This window comes from Streptomyces argenteolus (genome assembly GCF_042902585.1).
In the GTDB taxonomy this organism is placed as follows: domain Bacteria; phylum Actinomycetota; class Actinomycetes; order Streptomycetales; family Streptomycetaceae; genus Streptomyces; species Streptomyces argenteolus.
Genome location: NZ_JBIBEG010000008.1, coordinates 177,563 through 198,773 on the forward strand (window position 1 = coordinate 177,563; position 21,211 = coordinate 198,773).

Genomic DNA, 21,211 nt, shown 5'->3' on the forward strand with positions numbered 1-21,211 from the left:
CACCATGGGGGGATGAGCGGGAGCACGGGAGCAGGCGTGGACGTACGAGGCACGGTGGCACCGGGATTCGAGGCGGTACGGGACGCTTTCGTCCGTAACTTCGAACAGCGCGGGGAACGGGGCGCGGCGGTCGCCCTCTACCGTCACGGCCGCAAGGTCGTGGATCTGTGGGCCGGTACGCGGGACGTCGACGGCCGTGAACCCTGGGCCGTGGACACCGTGCAGGTCGTGCGCTCGGCCGGAAAGGGCGTGGCCGCCGCCGTCCCGCTGCTGCTGCACCAGCGCGGTCAGGTGGACCTGGACGCCCCCGTCGGCACGTACTGGCCGGAGTTCAAGGCGAACGGCAAGGAGCGCGTCCTCGTGCGCCACCTCCTCGCCCATCGCGCGGGGCTGGCCGCCCTCGACGTGGCGCTGACGCCCGAGGAGGCCGCGGACCAGGTGTCGGGGCCGCGGGCCGTCGCCGCCCAACGGCCGCAGTGGGAGCCCGGAACCGACCACGGCTACCACGCCCAGACCTACAGCTGGCTGATCGGCGAACTGGTGCGCAGGGTCACCGGGCGCACCATCGGCCGCTGGATCGCCGAGGAGATCGCGCGCCCGCTCGGCCTGGACTTCTGGTTCGGCCTCCCGGACGACGAGGCGCACCGCATCGGGCGGATCGGCCCCGTCGAGCCGCCGCCCGCCGAGGGCGGCGGAGCGCTCCGGGTGCGCCCCAAGCGGTCCGTGGTCGAGGCCTACGGCGACCCGGCCTCGCTCACCCGCCGCGCCTTCGGGGCGATCGACCCCTTCCCCGACGAGAACGACCCGGGCTACCGCGCGGCCGAACTCCCGGCGTCCAACGGCATCGCCACCGCGCGGGGCCTCGCCCGCTGCTACGCGGCGATGATCGGCGAGGTCGACGGCGAGCGGCTGTTCGCCCCCGCGACCCTCACCCTGGCCCGCACCGAGGAGTCCGCGGGCCCGGACCGGGTGCTCGTCGTCAGCACCCGCTTCGGCCTCGGCTACATGCTGCACGGCCCCGCCGCCCCGCTCCTGGGCCCCGGGGCCTTCGGCCACCCCGGCCGCGGTGGCTCGCTGGGGTTCGCCGACCCCGAATCGGGCATCGCGCTCGGCTATGTGACGAACGGTCTGCAGAAGGGAGTCACCGCCGACCCCCGTGCCCAGGCCCTGGTCAGGGCAGTACGGTCGTCGCTATGACTCCTCCTCGCTTCGACGGGTACGCCGCGCTCCTCACGGGCGCGGGACAGGGCATCGGGGCGGCCACCGCCCGCCGGCTGGCCTCCGAGGGCGCGGCCGTCCTGGTCACCGACCTGGACGCCGAGCGCGCGGAGCGCACGGCGGCGGCGATACGCGCGACCGGCGGCACCGCCGAGTCCCTGGCCTGCGACGTGGGCGACCGGGCGGCGGTCGAGGCGGCGGTGGCCCACGCGGTCGCCTCCTTCGGCCGGCTCGACGTCCTGGTCAACAACGCCTACAGCAACCACGAGGACGCCGCGCTCTTCGAGGACGAGGCCGACGAGCCCTGGGCCCGCACCCTCGACATCACCCTGAGCGGGCCCTACCGCTGCTCCCGTGCCGCGCTGCCGCACCTGGTGGCCTCGGGCCGGGGTGCCGTCGTCAACATCGGTTCCGTCAACGGCGAGCAGGACTTCGGCGGTCACGCCTACAGCGCGGCCAAGGCGGGCCTGGCCAGCCTGACCCGTACGCTCGCCGGTCACGCCGGGCCGCGCGGCGTGCGGGTCAACCTCGTCGCCCCCGGCACGATCCGCACGGACGCCTGGGCCGGCCGCGATGCCGATCTGGCGCGGGCCTCGGCCCTCTACCCGCTCGGCCGGATCGGCGAACCGGACGACATCGCCTCCGCCGTCGCCTTCCTCGCGTCCCGCGACGCGGCCTGGATCACCGGCACGACCCTGCGGGTGGACGGCGGTCTGCTCGGGGTCAACACGGGCTTCCGCAGGGCGATGAGGGGCGAGGAGGAAACCGGGTAGCGGGACCGGCGGGCCGCGCTCTACCCTCCCCACGTGATCGACCACGGCTTCACCGACAGGACCGGACGGCGCGTCACACTGCGCGAGGTGACCGACGACAACTGGCGCGCGGTCGGCGACGTCGCGCCGCTCGACGGCCAGCGCGCCTACGTCCCCGCGCTCGCGGCCCGCTATCTGCTCCTGACCCTGCGCGAGGACACCTGGCACTCGCTCGCCGTCCACGCGGGCGAACTCCCGCTGGGGCACGTGATGTGGGCCAGGGACGAGGACGGCTCGTACTGGATCGGCGGGATGCTGGTCGACGGGCCCGAGCAGGGCAGGGGCGTGGGACGGGCGGCCGTCCGCACGCTCACGGCCTGGCTGGCCGGCCTGGAGGACTGCGCGGTGATCCGGCTGTCGTACCACCCCGCCAACACGGGCGCCGCGGCGCTCTACACCTCGCTGGGCTTCCGCCCGACGGGGACCTTCGAGGACGACGAGGTGGTCGTCGAGCTGGACGCCTCCACTGTCGGTGCCGCGTGACAGGGTGACGGGACCGGCGGGAAGCCGGTTCCGGCACGAAGGGGCGGGTGGCAGCGACAGGTGACTTCTTCGAGCGCGTCGTCGATCTGGACCTGACGGGCGAGGAGGCGGGCGCGCTCGCCGGGCGGACGGTCGACTGGATGGTCGCCGAGGGCGTCGTCACGCGCGGGACGACCAAGGACGCGATGTACAGCCTGTTCGTGGACGTCGGTCACCGGCCGGGCCCCCACTGGGCGCGTGCGGTGGCCGATGCCTCCGATCCGACGTGGTACCCCGGCCCGGTCGCCGTCGTCGTCGGACGCCACCACCACGTCGGCGGCCAGGGTCAGGACGCGGCGGACTCGGCGACCTGCCCCCGGTGCGGGACACGCACGGTCGTCATCGATCACCCGCACAGCTTCGAGCCGGACGAGGAGGTCCGGCAGCCGTTCAGGTACGGCATCGAGACTCGGCGGACGACCGGGCGGGGTGACGTGGCCTGTCCCGCCTGCGCCGTCCCCGTGCCGGTCACCGACCGGGAGTTCGGGCCCGGGTCCTGCCTCGGGGCGCTCGCCTTCGACTTCTGGGGGTGGCCGCCGCTCTCCGTGCGCTTCCTCGCGGAGTTGCGTGCCCGGCCGGGGCACCGCGCCGAGGAGCACCCGGGCACGTTCTACGGTCCGGTGGGTGCGGTCCCCGGCCGTCAACTCGTGTGCAGCATCAGCCCGATGCCCACCACCATCAGCCCGGCCGCCGCGATCCTCGGAGCGCCGAACCTCTCCTTGAAGAACAGCGTGCCTATCGCCGCGCCCACGATGATCGAGGACTCCCGCAGCGCCGCGACCGGCGCGAGCGGAGCCTTCGTCTGCGCCCACAGGACGAGACCGTAGGCGGCCATCGCCAGGGCCGCGCCCAGCATGCCCCGCGCCGCGAACGGCCTGATCTGGGGCAGCAGTTCGCCCCGCCTGCGCAGCCAGGCGTACGGCAGGAGGGCCGTGCCCTGCATGACCATCAGCCAGCCGATGTAGCCCACCGGCGTACCGGAGGCGCGTACACCGATGCCGTCGACGGTGGTGTACCCGGCGATGGCCAGACCCGTCGCCAGGGCCGCCACGACCGCCGCCCGGTCGGGGCGTCTGCCGTGGCCGCGGGCCCCCCAGACCGCCAGTCCCACGAGCCCCGCCGAAGCCACCGCCACCCCCGCCGTCGCCCAGCCGTCCGGCCGCTCACCGACGAAGACGGCGGCGAGCACCGTCACGACAAGCGGGGCCGTGCCCCGGGCGAGGGGATACATCTGGCCGAAGTCCCCGAGGGCGAACGAACGCGTCAGCAGCAGCATGTACGCCACGTGCAGGGCCGCCGAGGCCAGCAGGCAGGGCCAGGCGCCGGCCGCGGGAAGCGGGGCGAAGCATGCCAGCACGGCGCCGATCAGCGCCCCGCCGCCGGCGATGAGCGTCATCGAGAGCAGCTGGTCCCGTATGGCGTGGGCGATCGCGTTCCAGCTCGCGTGGGTGATCGCGGCGGCCAGGACCGCCGCAGCCACCAGAGGGGTCACGTGGTCCGCTCGCGCACGTCGACGAGGGTGCCGCCCGCGAGCTCGATCAGGGTGGCCGGGTCGAGCCGGAACACGGCGTGCGGATGACCCGCCGCCGCCCACACCTCCGGGTGGCCCAGGAGCCCCCGGTCGGCCAGCACCCGTGTCTTCGTGCGGTGGCCGAAGGGCGGCACCCCTCCGATCACGTATCCGGTGGTCTCCCGGACCATGTCCGCCCGCGCGCGTCCGACCTCGCGCGCCCCCAGTTCGCTCCGTACGAGCTCCACGTCCACCCGCGAGGAGCCGTCCATCAGGACGAGGACGGGTTCGCCGTCCGCCTCGAAGATCAGGGACTTCGCGATCTGGCTGAGCTCGCAGCCGATCGCCGCCGCGGCCTCGGCTGCGGTGCGGGTGGCGTCGGGGAAGCGGCGTACCTCGACCTGGAGGCCCAGTTCCCGCAGGGCTTCGGCGAAACGGGGGTGGGCCTCGGAGGCGGCCGGGGCCGGAGTGGTGTCGGAAGTGCTCATGCCCCGCACGCTACTGAACCGGGGCCCGCGCGGGCCACAACGAGTGCGCCCCCGCGCCCGTCCTCCCGCACGGCCCCGGCTCCGGTCAGGCGCCGAGTTCGATCCTCGTCCCCGACCGCCGGGCGTGGGCGGCGTCGATCAGCAGCCGGGCCACCGCCAGGTCCTGGAGGCCGACCCCCACCGAGTCGAAGAGCGTCAGCTCGGTGTCCGAGGTGCGGCCGGGCTTCGTACCCGCGAGGACCTCGCCCAGTTCGCAGCGGAAGTCGTCCTCGCGGAGCGCGCCTTCGGCGAGCGGTATCAGGACCTCACCGGACTTCGCCCGGGCCGTGGAGTAGGCGTCGACGACGATCCGGCAGCGCACGACGCCTTCCGTGTCGATCTCCCGGTGGTCGGGGCGCGGCGGGGCGCCGACGGCGTTGATGTGCTGGCCCGGGGACAGCCACGCCCCGCGGATCAGCGGCTCGCGCGACGGCGTCAGCGTGCACAGGACGTCCGCCGCCTCCGCGACGGCCCGCGGCCCGGACAGCACGCTCACCTCCACGCCGAGCTCCTCGGTGATCCAGGCCGCGGTCTCCCCGGTCCGGCCGGGATCGCGTCCCCAGAGCACGATCCGCTCGTAGGGACGGCCCGGGAGCAGCGCACGGGCATGGGCACGGGCCAGTGGGCCGGTCCCGACGAGCCCCAGGACCCGGGCGTCCCGCCGGGCCAGGGCGCGGGTGGCGACCGCGGTGGCGGCGGCGGTTCTCGCACGGGTGACCTCGGCGCCGTCGAGGAGCGCCTCGCACGCCCCCGTCTCCGCGGACACCGCCAGGACGGCCGAGCGCTGCACCGGAAGCCCCCGCGCGCGGTTGGCGGGCAGGTCGGCCAGCAGCTTCACGGCGGCGAGGCCGTCCGGGGCGGAGGCCGAGGCCATGGCGAGGAAGGTGCCGTCCGAGCCCGGCAACGGCATGGCGGGCGGGGGCGGCAGGACGGCTCTGCCGAGGGCGAGATCCCGGTGGCATCCCTCCACGGCCGCCTCGATGTCGTCACGAAGGTCCGCGAGCAGGGCGGCGATGTCGGACCGGGTCAGGATCAGCGTCATGTCGTATGTCCTCGGGGAAGGGGTGCGGGGACGGCGAGCGGTCAACTGCCGCGCAGGAACGGGACGGTCAGCCCCGAAGGCGCCCGGCTGCGGCCGACGAGACCGCTCACGGCCAGCAGGGCGATGACGTACGGGAGCGTGGTCAGCAGCGGCGCGGACACGTGCAGTCCGAGCGCGGGCGCCGCGAACTGGAGCGACTGCGCCACGCCGAAGAAGAGGCAGGCCGCGATGGTGGGCCAGGCCCGCCAGCGGCCCGCGATCACCGCGACGACCGCGAGATAACCGATGCCGCCGGTGATGTTGTCGCTGAAGGCGTGGACCTCCGACAGGACCAACTGGGCGCCCGCCAGACCCGATACGGCGCCGGTCAGCAGCACGACGGCGAAGCGGACGGCCCGCACCGGAAGGCCGCAGCGGTCCGCGGTCGTCGCGTCCTCGCCGATCGCGTCGAGGGCCAGCCCCCACCCGGTGCGCCTGCTGAATCCCAGGGCGAGGGCGGCGGCGATGAGGAACGCGGCGTATCCGAGGGCGGTCTGCTCGAACAGGGCGGGTCCCAGGACAGGGACGGAGTGCAGGCCAGGTATCGCGATCGGGTCGAAGCCGGGCACCGAGTCGGCCGCCCCGTCGCCGAACAGCACCCGGGCGCCGTAGGTGGTCGCGCCGAGGGCCAGGGCGTTCGCCGTGATGCCGGTGACGATCTGGTCGGCGCGCAGGACGACGCTGAGCAGAGCCTGAAGGGCCGCGAAGAGCAGTCCGGCGGCCAGGGCGGCGAGCACGCCCACGCCCGCGCTGCCCGAGGCCAGGGCCCCCGCCGCGCCGGCGAAGGCGCCGGTCAGCATCATGCCCTCGACGGAGAGGTTGAGCACGCCGGCACGTTCGCTCAGCAGCTCGCCCGACGAGGCCAGCAGGAGAGGCACGGCCAGACGCACCCCTCCGGAGGCCAGCTCCTCCACGACCGCACTCATGAGCCGCTCCTGTCACGTGTGGTGGTGAACATGGCCGCGGCGACGAACAGCACGAGCAGGCTCTGCACGATCTGTACGGAGGAGGCGGGGACCTCGGCCGCGAGCTGGAGGTTGATGCCGCCGTTGGTGAGGAAGCCGAAGAGGAGCGACACGGCCGCCACGGCGGTCAGTGAGCCCCGGGCGAGCAGCCCCACCACCAGGCCGGAGAAGCCGTAGCCGGAGGAGAAGTGCTCGGCCAGCACATAGGGGGCGATGGCGACGAGGGACGCGCCCGCCAGTCCGGCCGCGGCGCCCGCGAACGCCAGGCCACCCCCTTCGAGACGGGCCACGGGAAGTCCCATCCGCGCGGAGGCGGCGGGGGAGTGCCCCACGGACCGCAGCCGCAGTCCCACGGCCGTGTGCCGCAGCACCAGGCCGGTGAGCACGGCGGCGACGGCGGCGATCAGGACGATCGCCGTGGCGGGAGACTCGACACCGCCGATCAGCGGCAGCCGTGCGCCCTCGGGCAGCGGGGCCGACTGCGGCAGCGTCTCGGACGACGTCACGGGCTGACGCAGGAGCGCCTCCTCATGGACGGCCACCGACACGAGCCCCACCCCGATGAAGTTGAGCAGCAGCGTCGTGATGACCTCGCTGGTACCGCGCGCGGTCCGCAGCCAGGCGGCGATCCCGGCCCAGGCGCCCCCCGCCAGGGCTCCGGCGGCGAGGACGAGCGGTACCCCGAGCGCGGCCGGGACTCCGGAGGGCAGGGCGGTCCCCACGGCGGCAGCCGCCAGCCCGCCCGCGCAGAGCTGGCCCTCACCTCCCACGTTCACCAGCCCGGCGCGGTGGGCGACGGTGAAGCCGGTGGCGATCAGGGCCAGTACGGCAGCCGAGTTGAGGGAACTGCCGACGGCGTACTGCGATCCGAACATCCCCTCGACGAGGGCGTCCCAGGCGACGGCCGGCTGTGTTCCGGCGCCCATGACGAGCCCGACGCCGGCCAGGCCGGCGAGCAGGACCGCGAGCACCGCGACGGCGACAGGGTGCCGCAGCGCGGAGAGGAGACGGATCCGTGCCGTACGGGGGGCGTGGGCGGTCGCCGGGGTGGAGGCGGGGGCGGTCTCGGGGGCGGACAGGGGAAGCGGTGGGGGCGACATGGCGGCTCCTTGCTCCTTACGGGTGTCGGGGCGGACGACGGGGTGCCGAGGTGCGCGACACGGGTGTCTTGGCGCGCGACAGGGTGGCGGGGGCGGACGACGTGGGTGCCGAGCGTGCGACCGGGCCGGGGGAGCGCCGGTGCGGTGGTGCGGATTTGGGTGCTGCGGGGTCCGGCCGTGCGGTCGCGGCGGGTTCGGTGGTGCGGGGGTGCCGGCGGAGGTGGGCGGTGCTCGGTGCTGCGGGGTCCGTTGGTGCGTGTGCGGTCGCGTGCTCGGCTGCTGCGGGGTCCGGGGGTGCGTATGCCGCGGGGAGTTCGGCGGGGCGCGGGCGTGGTGGGCCGGTGGTGCGCGGGCTCAGCGCCCGGCCGGCTCCCCGCCGGGGACGGGCTGGGGTGGTGCTCCCCGGGACCCGTTCTCGTCCCGGCTGGCCGAGGCGGACGCGTGGGCGCCGAGCATCAGGGCGCCGATCCGCTCCCGGGCGTCCGGTTCCGCCGGGTCGACGGGGCCCAGCAGCTTCCCCCGGTAGGCCACGGAGATCCGGTCGCACAGGGCGAGGAGCTCCGGCAGTTCGCTGGAGACCACCAGGACCCCCGTCCCCGCGGCTGCCGCCTGGCGGATGCGGGAGTGCACGGCGCCCACCGCTCCGATGTCCAGGCCGCGGGTCGGCTGCGAGGCGGCCAGGCAGACCAGCGGGTCGAGCGCCAGCTCCCGGGCCAGCACCACCTTCTGCTGGTTGCCTCCGGACAGCGACGCCATGAGGGCCCCCGGGCCGTCCGCCCGGATGCCGTGCTCCGTCAGCACCACCTCGGCGGCCCGGGCCATGGACCGACGGTCGAGGAACATCCCGTACCGGCGGAAACGGTCGAGCCGGCCGAGGAACAGATTCTCGGAGACCCGCAGCCGGGGCACGCAGCCCTCGTGGAGCCGGTCCTCCGGCACCACGCCCAGGCCGGCCCCGCTCCGCTCGCGGGGTGCCGCGCGTGTGACGTCCCGGCCGCCCAGCTCCACCCGTCCCGAGCCGGGCGTGAGCGAGCCACCGAGCAGCGCCATGAGCTCGCTCTGCCCGTTGCCCTCCACCCCGGCGATCCCGACGATCTCCCCGAATCCGACGTCCAGGGAGACCGCGTCGAGCGCGTGGGTACCGTCGGCGCGCCGCACACTGACGTCCCTCAGGCGCAGCGCCTTCTCCGTACCGCCCGGGACCGTACGCCCCGGAGCCCTGCGCTCCGGGGCGGGGGCCGCGTCCTCGTCGCAGGGCGCCTCGGGCGCCGGGGCCTGCGGGTCCCCGTCGAGCGCCAGGCCGAGCGTCCCGGCCGTTCCCGCGCCCAGCGACTGGGCCGGCCTCCCGATCATCAGCGGTACCAGCCGCTCCGGCGGGAGTTCGGCCAGCGGTCCGCCGCCGGAGACGCGCCCGCCGCGCAGCACCGTCGCCGCGTCGCCGGCCCGTGCGGCCTCACCGAGCTTGTGCGTCACCAGCACCACGGCGTGGCCCGATCCGGCGATCCTGCGGCAGGTCGCGAGCAGCGCGTCCGTCTCGGCGGGGCCGAGCACACCCGTGGGCTCGTCCAGCACGAGGAGCCGGGGCTCCCGCAGCAGCGCCTTGACGATCTCGGCCCGCTGACGCACCCCGACGGGCAGCTCGGCCACCCGCGCGTCCAGGTCCAGCTCCAGTCCGTACTCCTCGCGTACCCGCGCCACCCGCCGGGGCAGGTCTCGCAGCCGGAGCAGGCGCAGGTTCTCGCCGACGGTCAGGGTCGGTACGAGGCTGAAGTGCTGGTGCACCATGGCGATCCCGGCGGCGAGGGCGTCGGCGGGCCTGCGGGGGGCGTAGGGCGCCCCGTACAGCCGCAGGGCGCCCTCGTCCGGGACCAGCGAGCCGCCCACCATGTGACAGAGGGTCGACTTGCCGGCGCCGTTCTCCCCGAGCACGCAGTGCACGGTGCCGGCCTCGACGACGAGGTCCACCGCGTCCAGGGCGCGCGTCGCGCCGAAGGACTTGGTGAGCCCGGTGATCTCCAGGGCGGGAGCGTGCGCGCTCATCGGGTGGTGATCTCGCCGGCCGTGATCTTCCGCTTCAGCTCGTCGAGCTTCTCGCCCACCGCCGGGTCGGCGGTGTCGCAGAGCACGATGTCGTTGTGCGGCTCCTCGAAGGTCAGCCCGAAGTGGACGGCTTCGGCCTTCCAGTCCCCGGCGACCAGGTGGTCCACCGCGTACTCGATCTCCGCGCCGATGTCCGTCTCCACGTACCCGGCGTACGCCGGGTCGCTCCCGCACTCGTGGGCGATCGGGCCGCCGATGAGCGATCCGTCCCGCTGGCCGGCGGCCTGGGCGACGCCCTTGTGGCCGAGGTTGAGGACCTGTCCCAGGACGTCCGCGCCGGCTCCGAAGTCGGCCAGTGCCGACTGCTTGGCCTTGGCGACGTCGTTGAAGTCGCCGACGTACTGCGGGGCGAGGACCTTGACGCCCGGGTCGGCCGCCTCGGCTCCCCGGCTGAACTCCTCGGCCGCGTTCACGATGGCCGGCAGCTCCGCGCCCCCGATGAATCCGACCGTCCCGCTCTCGGAGAGCAGGGCCGCCGCGGCACCGGAGAGGAAGGCCCCCTCGGCCTGCTGGGGGTCGTACAGGGAGAGGTTCGCGAGCGGCTTCCCGTCGGCGGGACCGCCGATCTCCGCGAACTTCACCTGCGGGAAGCGCGCCGCCACGTTGCGCACGTCGGCGTCGGTCTGCCCGCCGATGGAGATCACGAGGTCGGAGGTGGTGGCGAACCGGACCAGTGCCTTCTCGTAGTCGGCCGTGGCCACCTGCTCGACCTTGCTGAACTCCACCGCGCCGTCGTGCTTCTTCGCCGCGCGCTGGTAACCGAGGTACGCCGACCCCATGAAGCCGTCGTCGGAGAGCGAGCCGGGAAAGAGGACACCGACCTTGAGCTTGCCGGCGTCCTCCCCGCCCTCGGCCGCGGACGATCCGCCGCAGCCGCTCAGCAGGAGGAGCCCCGACACGACGGAGGCGGCGACGGCGAGGGAGGAGAGGGGAGTTCGGGATGGTGCCACTGGGATGCCTCCAGGAGACGGGGCCCGCGAGCCGGTTAGTGGTATACCGCTATGGCGCCCCAGTTTCCGGGTCGTATGTTGCCGCCGTGTCACCGAGCGGTTAGCAGTAACGTCCCGGCCGCGTGGTCCGCTTACGGTGGGACAGGCCCGACAGCGGAGGAAGAGCCTTGGTGACAGCAGCCCGACCGTCCGACGAAGGGCGCCCCTCGCTGCGCGAGCGTGCGTACGAGACCCTGCGGCGGCGCATCATCGAGGTCGAACTCCAGCCGGGGGAACGGCTCGTCGAGCGCGACCTGGCCGCGGAGCTGGAGGTCTCGCGCATTCCGCTGCGGGAGGCACTGCGCCTCCTCGCGGCCGACGGACTGGTGGTGCTGGTGCCGCACCGGGGGGCTCTGGTCGCCCCCTTCACCCCGAGTGACGTGCGGGACCTCTTCGACGTCCGCGAGTCGCTGGAGTCCCTCGCGGCGCGTCTGGCGGCGGAACGGGCGGACGCCGAGGGGCTGGCGCGACTGGCGGACGGACTCGACGCGGCCCGGGCGGCGACCCGGGCGCACGACCGCGCCGCGATCGCCGCGGCCAACGCGGCCTTCCACAGCGACATCGTCGAACTCGCCGCCAACGCACTGCTCAGCGGGGTGATGCGCCCTCTGGGGGCGCGCATGCACTGGCTCTTCCGCTTGACGGCCCGACGCGATCCGGACCGGCAGTGTGCGGAGCACGAGCGGATGTACGAGGCCATCGCCGCACGGGACGCCGACCGTGCGGCGAGGCTGGCGCACGAACACGTCGCGGACGGCCGGGCCGCCAGCCTCGCTCTCGCGGCGCGGTGGTCCCGGCCGGACATCGACCCGGAGGCGATCGCCGCGCGCCGGCGGCGTGGCCGGGGTGACGCCGGGAAGCAGGCCGGGCCGGCGGCGTGATCCGCCACCGGCCCGGCCGTGATCCGTCGCCCCTACGACCCGGCGCGCAGCACCGCCGCCACCACCGGTCCCGCGGCGTCACCGCCGTGGCCGCCTGACTGGACGACCGCCGCGGCGGCGAGGTCGTCGCTGAAGCCCGTGAACCAGCTGTTGGACGTGCCCTGCCCGTCGACCTCGGCCGAGCCCGTCTTGGCGCCCTTGTCGCCGCCGACCGGGGCCATGGCCGTCTTGCCGGTGCCCCAGGAGGCGGTGGCCCGCATCATGTCGTTCAGCTGCCGGGTGACGTTCGGCGACAGGGAGCGTGACGCGGTGGCGAGCTGACGGCCGTCCAGGTCCTGGGGGACGATGACCGGCTGGTGGAACGTGCCGGTGCGGGCGGTCGCCGTGATGGACGCGACGGTGAGCGCGTTCATCTGGACGGTGCCCTGGCCGATGTACTGCGCGGCGGCCTCTCCGCCGGTCTCGTCGGGCACGCTGCCGTCGAAGGACGTGATGCCGGACTTCCAGTCGAGCCCGATCCCGAAGACGTCCCGGGCCTCCTTGGGCAGCGCGGAGTCGTCCTCCGTGTCGTCGATCAGCTTGATGAAGGCGGTGTTGCACGAGCGGGCGAAGCTGGTCGTGAAGCTGCTGGAGCCGGGAAGCTCGAAGTGGTCCAGGTTGTGGAACGTGCGGCCCTGGTACATCACTTCCCTGGGGCACTCCGTGGCGCCGTCCGCGGTGACCAGGCCCTTCTCCAGGAGCATCGCGGCGGTCACGATCTTCAGCGTGGACCCCGGCGCCTGCTTGCCCTGCATCGCGGCGTTGAAGCCGGTCGCCGGGTTGTTGGCGACGGCGCGGATCGAGCCGGTCGACGGCCTCACGGCCACCACCGACGCCCCGCTGTACTGCTTGACCGCCTTCTCGGCCGCCGCCTGGGCCTCCGCGTCGAGCGTCGTTCGGAGCTGCCCGGGCTTGCCCTTGGCCAGGGTCAGCAGCGTGATGTCCGCCGCGGCCTCGTCCTCGGGTTCGATCCAGGTCTCGATGCCCGGCGCACCGCCGGTCGTGTCGCCGTACTTCTCGCGCAGGCTGTCCAGGATCGGGCCGAGCGAGGGGTAGGTCTCCTTGTCGAGCACCTTCCCGTCGTGGTCGAGGGCCTCGATCGCCGCCGTCGACGACTCGCCGGTCCTGAGTGACGCGCCGTCGGTGAGCTGCGGGTGGATCACCGTCGGCTCCCAGTCGACCAGTGCCTTCCCGGTGGTCAGCCCCCGCACCACGGTCAGCTCCGAGGAGTACGACCAGGGCTTGGTCCTCCCCTCGTAGGAGACGGTCGCCTTCACCGTGTACGGCACCTTGGTGCCGACGGCGGGGCCTGGTGTGATCACGGCCTTCGTCACGTGGGCCTCTTCGGCGTACCCCGTGAGCAGCGGTTCGGCCACCGACTCGTTGTTCGTGAGCTGGGCCGCGGAGGTCGCGTCGCCGGACGCCCAGGCATCGAGGAAGTCCTTCGCGGTCTTCTCGGTCTCGTCCTTGCCGGGCGGCCCGGTCCTCACCTCCGAGGACGCGGACGCGCTCTCCGTGCCCCCGGCGTCCCCGCCTCCCAGCACCACGTCGTACACGCCGTAACCGAGCCCCCCGGCCACCAGCACGAACGCTCCGCCGACCATGGCGACCTTCGCCCCACCACGCATCTGTGCAGTCCCCCTCCCCGTGAACCCTTTCTTGAACGCGTTCAAGAAAGGGCCTTCCTTCGGCACCATACGGGACGGCAGGGGCCTCTGAGGAGGTTGTTATCGGACCGCGACGGTCTCGGGGAGAGCGCTTTCCGCTATGGAGGGCCTTCGGCGGCCGGGATGCTCCGGGGTTCAGTCGCGGCTGATGGACGCCTCGACGAGGGCCACCGTGGCGCGCGGGTCCTCGACCTCGATGACGAGGCGGTCGTAGGTCTCGGCCTCGGCCAGTTCGATGACGACCGCCTTGTCCGGGTTCTTCACGTCCCAGAAGAGGCGTTCGCCGTGGCGGACGAAGCGCCCGGCCGTGATCACGCCGGGGAAGTTGGTGCCGCCGACGCGCACCCCCTTGCGCTCGCGGGCGATGCCGGGGTCGTGGGTGGCGCCCCGCACGTGCGCGAGGGGGATCTCCAGGCGGCTCTTGAGGCTCCAGAGCTTGTCGAACCCCTGGATCTCGGCGGTCAGCAGGCCGCGTTCGTGGTCGATGGAGATCAGGGCCATGTCAGTGCTCCTTGGGGGCGGTGGGCCGCGCGTGCAGACGCAGGCGGGTGCCGAGGACGGTCGAGGCGAGCTGAGGGGCGGCGTCGCCGTGGGAGGGGCGCAGGGCGTCCTCCAGTGCGGCGATGCCTTCCGCGACGAGTGCGGCGACGTCCGGGTCGTGAGGGGCCCGCTCGGCCGCTGCGAGGAGGAGGAGCCCGGCGGCCGGGCCGCTGTCGTACGAGGCGATGGCCGAGGCCAGTGCCTGTGCGGGGTCGGTGAGTGTGGCGACGGCGGCGGTGGCGGGGTGGATCTCGTGGTCGAGGTGGTTGCGCAGGGCGGTCAGATGGAGGCTCCGCTTGGAGCCGAAGGTCTTGTAGAGGCTGCCCCGGTGGATTCCCGTGGCGGTGACCAGGTCGTCGACCGAGGTGCCCTCGAAGCCGTGCGTGGCGAAGAGGGTGGCGGCGGTGCTGACGGCCTGGCCGGTGTCGAAGGAGCGTGGTCGTCCCATGGGTATGACCGTAGGCGTTGAAGAACGATCGGTCAAGAACGATCGTTCTTCAACGCTGTCACGGGAAGGAACGCACCCCGCCGAAGGGCCGGAACCGTGTCCAGGAACGCCGGAGGGCGGCGCCGACGGCGCCGCCCTCCTCGTGCGAGGTCCCCGCTACACCCAGGTGTCCAGCCACATCCGGTCGCGCCAGGAGTCCTCGGGGATCGAGGTGCCCGTGTAGATCGGCCAGAAATAGACGAAGTTCCACACGATCAGCAGCACCAGCACGCCCGCGGCGATCGCCCCCAGGGTCCGTCTGCGTTCCCCCGTGGGGTCGGCCTTCTCCAGGCCCAGGCCGTGTCTGGTGCCGGTGCCGGCAGCGGGGCCGAGCAGGGCGCCGACCATCATCGTCACCGCCAGGCACAGGAACGGGACGAACACGACCGCGTAGAAGAGGAAGATCGTGCGCTCCTGGTAGAAGAACCAGGGCACCCAGCCCGCCGCCACGCCGCACGCGATCGCTCCCGCCCGCCAGTCGCGCCGGAAGAACCAGCGCCACAGCACGTACAGCAGCGCCACGCACGCCGCCCACCAGAGCAGCGGCGTACCGAGCGCCAGGACCTCGCGGGCGCACTTGCCGGTCGCGGACCGGGCGCAGCCCGTCTGCTCCTCGTAGAAGTACGAGACGGGGCGGCCCAGGACGATCCAGCTCCACGGGTTGGACTGGTAGGTGTGGCCGGAGGTCAGGCCGACGTGGAAGTCGTAGACCTGGTTCTCGTAGTGCCACAGGCTGCGCAGCCAGTCGGGCAGCCAGGTCCAGTTGCCGCCCTTGCCGTCGGTCGTGGCCCAGTTGCGGTAGTAGCCCTTGTCGGTGACGATCCAGCCGGTCCACGACACGATGTACGTGCCGATCGCGACCGGCACCGTGGAGACGAACGCGGGCAGCAGGTCCCGGAGGACCACCGCGCGGTAGGGCTGCACGGCGCCCGCGGTGCGCCGCGCGCCGACGTCCCAGAGCACCGCCATCACCCCGAAGGCGGCCAGGATGTAGAGACCGTTCCACTTCGTGGCGAAGGCCAGGCCGAGCATCAGGCCGGCCGCGATCCGCCAGGGCCGCCAGCCGAGGCGGAGCGTTTCGGCGATGTGCGCGTCCGGGCGCAGGAGACCGTCCTCGTCGACCGGCAGGGCGCCCGCCAGCTTGCGGCGGGCCCAGTCACGGTCGACGAGGAGGCAGCCGAAGGCCGCGAGCACGAAGAACATCAGCACCAGGTCGAGCAGCGCGGTGCGGCTCATCACGAAGTGCAGCCCGTCCACGGCCAGCAGGGTGCCCGCCAGGCAGCCCAGGAAGGTGGAGCGGAACAGCCGGCGGCCGATGCGGCACAGCATCAGCACCGAGACCGTGCCGAGCAGCGCCACCATGAAGCGCCAGCCGAACGGGGTGAAGCCGAAGAGCTGCTCCCCGATGCCGATGACCCACTTGCCGACCGGCGGATGGACGACGTATCCCGGGTCCACCGGGATGTCCACCGAGGCCCAGTCCTTCAGGATCTGCTTGTCGACGTCCTTCGGCCAGGAGCCCTCGTACCCCTGGTTGACCAGCGCCCAGGCGTCCTTGGCGTAGTACGTCTCGTCGAATATCACCGCCTTCGGGCTGCCCAGGTTCCAGAACCGCAGCACCCCGGCGACCAGGGCCACCAGCAGCGGACCGCCCCAGGCGGCCCAGCGCTCCAGGTGGCCGGCGAGCACCGGCGGCACGGCGAGTACGTTCCAGAACTGGCGGCCCGGCCGGGTGTACGGCGGGATCAGGCGCTCGCGCAGCCCCGTCCCGGGCCGTGGGGAATGGCCGAAGCGGCGCAGCCGCAGCTGCCAGGAATGCGGCTGGTCGCCGGTGTCATCCTCGGCGTCGTTGCCCTGCCGGGCCTCGGGCGCAGTACTCGTCACCGCGCCATCGTAGGGAACGCATCTGTGCGAGGGGGGCCGCCCGTGCTGGGAGGATGGCCGATGTGACTGGAACGACTGGAACGCTCGTACTCGCAGGGACCCCCATCGGCGACGTGGCGGACGCCCCGCCACGGCTCGCCGCCGAGCTGGAGACGGCCGATGTCGTGGCCGCCGAGGACACCCGGCGGCTGCGCAGGCTCACCCAGGCGCTGGGCATCCACACGACGGGGCGTGTCGTCTCCTACTTCGAGGGCAACGAGTCGGCGCGTACGCCCGAACTGGTCGAGGCGCTGGCCGGAGGCGCGCGCGTCCTGCTCGTCACCGACGCGGGGATGCCGTCCGTGTCCGACCCCGGCTACCGTCTGGTCGCCGCAGCGGTGGAGCGGGACATCAAGGTCACGGCGGTGCCCGGCCCCTCCGCCGTGCTGACCGCGCTGGCCCTGTCCGCGCTGCCCGTGGACCGCTTCTGCTTCGAGGGCTTCCTGCCGCGCAAGGCGGGCGAGCGGCTCGGGAAGCTGCGCGAGGTCGCGGACGAACGCCGCACGATGGTCTTCTTCGAGGCGCCCCACCGGCTGGACGACACCCTCGCCGCGATGGCCGAGGTGTTCGGCGCGGACCGCAGGGCCGCCGTGTGCCGGGAGCTGACCAAGACGTACGAGGAGGTCAAGCGCGGCCCGCTGGGCGAACTGGCGCTCTGGGCCGCCGAGGGCGTCCGCGGCGAGATCACCGTCGTCGTCGAGGGCGCCACGGACACCGGGAACGAGGGACTGGACGCAGCCGAGCTGGTGCGCAGGGTGCAGGTGCGCGAGGAGGCGGGGGAGCGGCGCAAGGAGGCCATCGCGGCGGTGGCCGCCGAGGCGGGGCTGCCCAAGCGCGAGGTGTTCGATGCGGTGGTCGCGGCAAAGAACGCGGCTCGGACCGGCCAGGAACAGGGCAAAGGACTAGCCTGAAATGTAAAGCCCGCGCCGCGGACCGGGCCCTTGGGCCACGGATCGGCCAAGAGCGTTCCAACACTCGGCAGACCTGGTGCCTCACCGCCGGTGAGGGCGTCCACTTGAGGGTGGAACGCACCATCCGGAGTGCTTGTCCGGAGTGCTTGTCCATCGGACAAGAGGAGCAGGCATGAGTGAGATCGCAGCCCCCACCGTGCACGAGGCGTACGCCTTCGCCTGCATGCGGTGTGGGTACGGCTGGGAACAGGCCTACGAGATAGAACACCACGTCGACCACTCGGGCAACGCCTTCGTGGTCTACACGGCGGACGGAGAGCGTGTGCCCTCACCGCTCTCCACCCCCACCTGCGCGAAGTGCGGCAGTCACGTCGTCCGGATCATGCGGGCCGGCCGGGTCTCCCTGGTCCAGCAGCTGCTCCGGCCCCAGCAGACCGTGCGCCCGGAGAAGCCCGCAGGGGGGACGCCGGCCGAGGAGATGGCCGTCGCGGCGGTGCGCGCCCCCGGGCCCGAGGAACACCACTGGCACCTGTCCGACCTGCTGCGTCCCTTCCACCGGCGGTGAGGCGGGGCTCGTGCCCTCGTAGAGTCGGGGCATGAGCCGTACCGACGCCCCCCCGCTCCCCGAACCCCTCAGGGTTCCGGTCGCCGATTCGCACACCCACCTGGACATGCAGGACGGAACCGTCGAGGAAGGTCTGGCCCGGGCCGCGGCGGTCAATGTGACCGCCGTCGTCCAGGTGGGCTGCGACGTGAAGGGCTCGCGCTGGGCCGCCGAGACCGCCGCCGCGCACCCCTCCGTCCACGCCGCCGTCGCCCTCCACCCCAACGAGGCGCCCCGCATCGTGCACGGCGACCCGGAGGGTACGGCCCGCCAGGGAGCCCGCGAGCCTGGCGGGAAGGCCGCACTCGACGAGGCGCTCGCCGAGATCGACGCCCTGGCCGCCCTCGGCCACGTCCGCGCGGTCGGCGAGACCGGCCTCGACTTCTTCCGCACCGGCCCCGAGGGCGTCGCCGCCCAGGAGGAGTCCTTCCGGGCCCACATCGAGATCGCCAAGCGGCACGGCAAGGCCCTGGTCATCCACGACCGTGAGGCCCACGCCGACGTGCTGCGCGTCCTCGCCGACGCGGGGGCGCCGGAGCGGACCGTCTTCCACTGCTACTCCGGGGACGCCGAGATGGCCCGGATCTGCGCGGCGGCCGGCTACTTCATGTCGTTCGCAGGCAACGTCACCTTCAAGAACGCGCAGCCGCTGCGCGACGCGCTGGCCGTCGTCCCGGAGGAGCTGGTGCTCGTCGAGACCGACGCCCCCTTCCTGACGCCCGCCCCGTACCGCGGACGGCCCAACGCCCCCTACCTCGTCCCGGTCACCCTGCGTGCCATGGCGGAGGTCCGGGGCACCGACGAGGACAGCCTGGCGGCGGCCGTCTACGACAACACGGCACGGGCGTTCGACTTCTGAGCACCGACGCCACCCCCGACACGTAGGGTAATCGTACGACTTTGGAGGGTGACGGGACCTCGGCTATCGTGCCCGCGCAAACGGGTCGGCAGCCGGAGTCTCTGGAGCGTCGTGGGCCATTCACAGGGCAGTCACCGTGCACCGCGCGGCGGTCCGCGTGCGAGGCAGGCCCCGGCGCGGGTCCCCGCACCCGCGCCGCCGCGCTCCCTCCACGAGGAGCGGACGATCGTCGCCGGCCTGTGGCCGGGCCCCCTGCCCGTCCACCACCCGACGGTGCTGGACACCCCGCTGGTGCCCCCGCGGGAGGCCCCACCGCGGCGGCCCGCCGGACACCGGGCCGCCGGGCGGCACCGCAGCGGCCCGGAGAGCCTGCGGAGGCTCGTCCCCCGCGCCCTGGTCCTCGCCGTCCTGGCCGGAGGAACCGCCGCCTTCCTCGCGCAGGACAAGGCCGTCAGCGTCAGCGTCGACGGCAGTTCGCGCACCCTGCACACCTTCGCGGACGACGTGGGTGAGCTCCTCGACGCGGAAGGCGTCAGGGTCGGCACCCGCGACACCGTCGCACCCGCCCCGGGCACCGGGCTCGACGACGGCGACGAGATCGTCGTCCTCCGCGAGAGGCCCGGCCCGGGGCCCGCGCCGGGCGGCGGAAGCAGGGCCCCGCGACGGCCGTAGGCTTGACGGGTGAGCACCACAGAGCCCGACGCCCTCCTGGGCCCCGCAGACATCCGCGAGCTGGCCGCAGCGCTGGGCGTACGCCCCACCAAGCAGCGCGGCCAGAACTTCGTCATCGACGCCAACACGGTCCGCAGGATCGTACGGACGGCCGAGGTGCGGCCCGACGACGTCGTGGTCGAGGTCGGGCCCGGTCTGGGCTCCCTGACCCTGGCCCTGCTGGAGGCGGCCGACCGGGTCGTCGCCGTGGAGATCGACGACGTGCTCGCGGGCGCCCTGCCCGCCACCGTCGCCGCCCGGCTGCCGGAGCGCGCGGGCCGCTTCGCCCTCGTCCACTCCGACGCGATGCTCGTCACCGAGCTGCCCGGCCCCGCGCCGACCGCGCTCGTCGCCAACCTGCCGTACAACGTCGCCGTCCCGGTCCTGCTCACCATGCTGGAGCGCTTCCCCACCATCGAGCGCACGCTCGTCATGGTCCAGGCCGAGGTCGCCGACCGGCTGGCCGCCCGCCCCGGCAACAAGGTCTACGGCGTGCCGTCCGTCAAGGCCAACTGGTACGCCGACGTCAAGCGCGCCGGGTCCATCGGCCGCACGGTCTTCTGGCCCGCGCCCAACGTCGACTCGGGTCTGGTGTCCCTGGTGCGCCGCACGGAGCCGATCCGGACCACCGCGAGCCGGGCCGAGGTCTTCGCAGTCGTGGACGCCGCCTTCGCCCAGCGCCGCAAGACGCTGCGCGCGGCCCTGGCCGGCTGGGCGGGCTCGGCCCCGGCGGCCGAGGCGGCCCTGACCGCCGCCGGTATCTCACCGCAGGCCCGCGGTGAGTCGCTGACCGTCGAGGAGTTCGCCGCCATCGCCGAGAACAAGCCGGAGCCCTCCGCATGACCCACAGCGTCACCGTCCGCGTACCCGCCAAGGTCAACGCCCAGCTCGCCGTCGGCGCCCCCCGGCCCGACGGCTTCCACGACCTGGCCAACGTCTTCCTCGCCGTCGGCCTCCACGACGAGGTCACCGTCACCCCCGCCGACGAACTGCGCGTCACCTGCTCGGGGCCGGACGCGGACCAGGTCCCGCTCGACACCACCAACCTCGCCGCCCGCGCCGCGATCGCCCTGGCGGCCCGGCACGGCATCGAACCCGCCGTGCACATCCACATCGCCAAGGACATCCCCGTCGCGGGCGGCATGGCGGGCGGCAGCGCCGACGGCGCCGGAGCCCTGCTGGCCTGCGACGCCCTGTGGTCCACCGGCGCCACCCGGGACGAACTCCTCGCGATCTGCGCCCAACTGGGCAGCGACGTGCCGTTCAGCCTCATCGGCGGAGCCGCGCTCGGTGTCGGCCGCGGCGAGCAGCTGACCCCTCTGGAGGTCGGCGGCACCTTCCACTGGGTCTTCGCCGTCGCCGACGGCGGACTCTCCACCCCGGCGGTCTACGGCGAGTTCGACCGCCTCACCGCGGGGACGGACGTCCCCGAACCCGCACCCTCCCCCGCCCTCCTGGCAGCCCTGCGTGACGGCGACACCGCCGCGCTCGCCGACGTCCTCGGCAACGACCTCCAGCCGGCCGCCCTCTCCCTGCGCCCCTCGCTTGCCGACACTCTCGCGGCGGGCACCGCGGCCGGGGCCCTGGCCGCGCTGGTCTCGGGATCCGGGCCGACCACGGCGTTCCTGGTGTCCGACGCGGAGTCGGCGCACAAGGTCGCCGACGCGCTGCGCACCTCCGGCACCTGCCGCGAAGCCCGGACCGCCGTGGCCCCGGCGCCGGGTGCCACCGTCGTCTGACCGCCGGTACTCAGACGGGAATTGAG

The 21,211-nt window shown here is 73.7% G+C and carries 21 protein-coding genes; 10 read left to right on the forward strand and 11 right to left on the reverse strand.

Annotation, left to right across the window (positions count from 1 at the left end; genetic code table 11):
* Positions 1–36: 36 nt before the first annotated feature.
* From ACFY8O_RS26315 to ACFY8O_RS26325, 3 genes are read left to right on the forward strand one after another with little or no spacing between them, the layout of a single operon-like run.
* Positions 37–1,197: a serine hydrolase domain-containing protein gene (locus ACFY8O_RS26315; protein ID WP_387906681.1), complete on the forward strand. Its 1,161-nt coding sequence runs from the start codon at positions 37–39 to the stop codon at positions 1,195–1,197.
* Complete coding sequence (locus ACFY8O_RS26320; RefSeq protein ID WP_387906395.1) at positions 1,194–1,991, forward strand: SDR family NAD(P)-dependent oxidoreductase; 798 nt, start codon at positions 1,194–1,196, stop codon at positions 1,989–1,991. The genes ACFY8O_RS26315 and ACFY8O_RS26320 overlap by 4 nt, the downstream gene beginning before the upstream one ends.
* A gap of 33 nt (positions 1,992–2,024) precedes the next feature.
* Positions 2,025–2,513, forward strand: coding sequence for a GNAT family N-acetyltransferase (locus ACFY8O_RS26325; RefSeq protein ID WP_387906398.1), 489 nt, complete (start codon positions 2,025–2,027; stop codon positions 2,511–2,513).
* Positions 2,514–3,192: 679 nt separating this feature from the next.
* On the opposite strand, the gene ACFY8O_RS26330 is transcribed toward ACFY8O_RS26325, so the two are convergent.
* From ACFY8O_RS26330 to ACFY8O_RS26360, 7 genes are all read right to left on the reverse strand, one after another.
* Positions 3,193–4,044, reverse strand: coding sequence for an EamA family transporter (locus ACFY8O_RS26330; RefSeq protein ID WP_387906401.1), 852 nt, complete (start codon positions 4,042–4,044; stop codon positions 3,193–3,195).
* A complete protein-coding gene (locus ACFY8O_RS26335; RefSeq protein WP_387906403.1) occupies positions 4,041–4,550 on the reverse strand; it encodes a YbaK/EbsC family protein in 510 nt (169 codons plus the stop codon). The genes ACFY8O_RS26330 and ACFY8O_RS26335 overlap by 4 nt, the downstream gene beginning before the upstream one ends.
* 85 nt (positions 4,551–4,635) lie before the next feature.
* Positions 4,636–5,631, reverse strand: a complete 996-nt coding sequence (locus ACFY8O_RS26340) for an ornithine cyclodeaminase family protein (protein WP_387906406.1) — start codon at positions 5,629–5,631, stop codon at positions 4,636–4,638.
* A gap of 41 nt (positions 5,632–5,672) precedes the next feature.
* Positions 5,673–6,596, reverse strand: coding sequence for an ABC transporter permease (locus ACFY8O_RS26345; protein WP_387906408.1), 924 nt, complete (start codon positions 6,594–6,596; stop codon positions 5,673–5,675).
* Positions 6,593–7,735 (reverse strand): ABC transporter permease, encoded by a 1,143-nt coding sequence (locus ACFY8O_RS26350; protein ID WP_387906411.1) that lies wholly within the window; start codon positions 7,733–7,735, stop codon positions 6,593–6,595. The genes ACFY8O_RS26345 and ACFY8O_RS26350 overlap by 4 nt, the downstream gene beginning before the upstream one ends.
* Positions 7,736–8,089: 354 nt before the next feature.
* A complete protein-coding gene (locus ACFY8O_RS26355; protein ID WP_387906413.1) occupies positions 8,090–9,775 on the reverse strand; it encodes an ABC transporter ATP-binding protein in 1,686 nt (561 codons plus the stop codon).
* Positions 9,772–10,785, reverse strand: coding sequence for a BMP family protein (locus tag ACFY8O_RS26360; RefSeq protein ID WP_387906416.1), 1,014 nt, complete (start codon positions 10,783–10,785; stop codon positions 9,772–9,774). Before ACFY8O_RS26360 ends, ACFY8O_RS26355 begins: the two co-directional genes overlap by 4 nt.
* Before the next feature lie 170 nt (positions 10,786–10,955).
* On the opposite strand from ACFY8O_RS26360, the gene ACFY8O_RS26365 reads away from it, so the two are divergent.
* A complete protein-coding gene (locus ACFY8O_RS26365) occupies positions 10,956–11,705 on the forward strand; it encodes a GntR family transcriptional regulator (protein ID WP_387906419.1) in 750 nt (249 codons plus the stop codon).
* A gap of 32 nt (positions 11,706–11,737) precedes the next feature.
* Here the strand turns inward: ACFY8O_RS26365 and ACFY8O_RS26370 are convergent, their stop codons facing one another.
* The 4 genes from ACFY8O_RS26370 to ACFY8O_RS26385 all read right to left on the reverse strand — a co-directional run bounded on the left by ACFY8O_RS26370 (position 11,738) and on the right by ACFY8O_RS26385 (position 16,322).
* On the reverse strand, positions 11,738–13,372 hold the full coding sequence (locus ACFY8O_RS26370; RefSeq protein ID WP_387906422.1) for a penicillin-binding transpeptidase domain-containing protein: 1,635 nt from the start codon (positions 13,370–13,372) through the stop codon (positions 11,738–11,740).
* A gap of 174 nt (positions 13,373–13,546) precedes the next feature.
* Positions 13,547–13,912, reverse strand: coding sequence for a hypothetical protein (locus tag ACFY8O_RS26375; protein ID WP_387906424.1), 366 nt, complete (start codon positions 13,910–13,912; stop codon positions 13,547–13,549).
* A gap of 1 nt (position 13,913) precedes the next feature.
* Positions 13,914–14,399, reverse strand: a complete 486-nt coding sequence (locus tag ACFY8O_RS26380) for a TetR/AcrR family transcriptional regulator (RefSeq protein WP_387906426.1) — start codon at positions 14,397–14,399, stop codon at positions 13,914–13,916.
* Positions 14,400–14,555: 156 nt separating this feature from the next.
* Positions 14,556–16,322, reverse strand: a complete 1,767-nt coding sequence (locus tag ACFY8O_RS26385) for a dolichyl-phosphate-mannose--protein mannosyltransferase (RefSeq protein ID WP_145809078.1) — start codon at positions 16,320–16,322, stop codon at positions 14,556–14,558.
* Between the two features lie 53 nt (positions 16,323–16,375).
* Here ACFY8O_RS26385 and rsmI point away from each other — a divergent pair, with 53 nt between their 5' ends.
* From rsmI to ACFY8O_RS26415, 6 genes are all read left to right on the forward strand, one after another.
* Positions 16,376–17,272, forward strand: coding sequence for a 16S rRNA (cytidine(1402)-2'-O)-methyltransferase (gene rsmI / locus ACFY8O_RS26390; RefSeq protein WP_145809073.1), 897 nt, complete (start codon positions 16,376–16,378; stop codon positions 17,270–17,272).
* Positions 17,273–17,444: 172 nt separating this feature from the next.
* Positions 17,445–17,837 (forward strand): hypothetical protein, encoded by a 393-nt coding sequence (locus ACFY8O_RS26395; RefSeq protein WP_145809071.1) that lies wholly within the window; start codon positions 17,445–17,447, stop codon positions 17,835–17,837.
* Between the two features lie 31 nt (positions 17,838–17,868).
* Positions 17,869–18,735, forward strand: coding sequence for a TatD family hydrolase (locus ACFY8O_RS26400; protein ID WP_387906429.1), 867 nt, complete (start codon positions 17,869–17,871; stop codon positions 18,733–18,735).
* 111 nt (positions 18,736–18,846) lie between these two features.
* The gene (locus tag ACFY8O_RS26405) at positions 18,847–19,407 is read left to right on the forward strand and encodes a ubiquitin-like domain-containing protein (RefSeq protein ID WP_387906432.1); all 561 of its coding nucleotides are present in this window, start codon (positions 18,847–18,849) and stop codon (positions 19,405–19,407) included.
* Between the two features lie 9 nt (positions 19,408–19,416).
* On the forward strand, positions 19,417–20,289 hold the full coding sequence (gene rsmA / locus ACFY8O_RS26410; protein ID WP_387906435.1) for a 16S rRNA (adenine(1518)-N(6)/adenine(1519)-N(6))-dimethyltransferase RsmA: 873 nt from the start codon (positions 19,417–19,419) through the stop codon (positions 20,287–20,289).
* Complete coding sequence (locus ACFY8O_RS26415) at positions 20,286–21,185, forward strand: 4-(cytidine 5'-diphospho)-2-C-methyl-D-erythritol kinase (protein ID WP_387906437.1); 900 nt, start codon at positions 20,286–20,288, stop codon at positions 21,183–21,185. The genes rsmA and ACFY8O_RS26415 overlap by 4 nt, the downstream gene beginning before the upstream one ends.
* Positions 21,186–21,211: the final 26 nt, after the last annotated feature.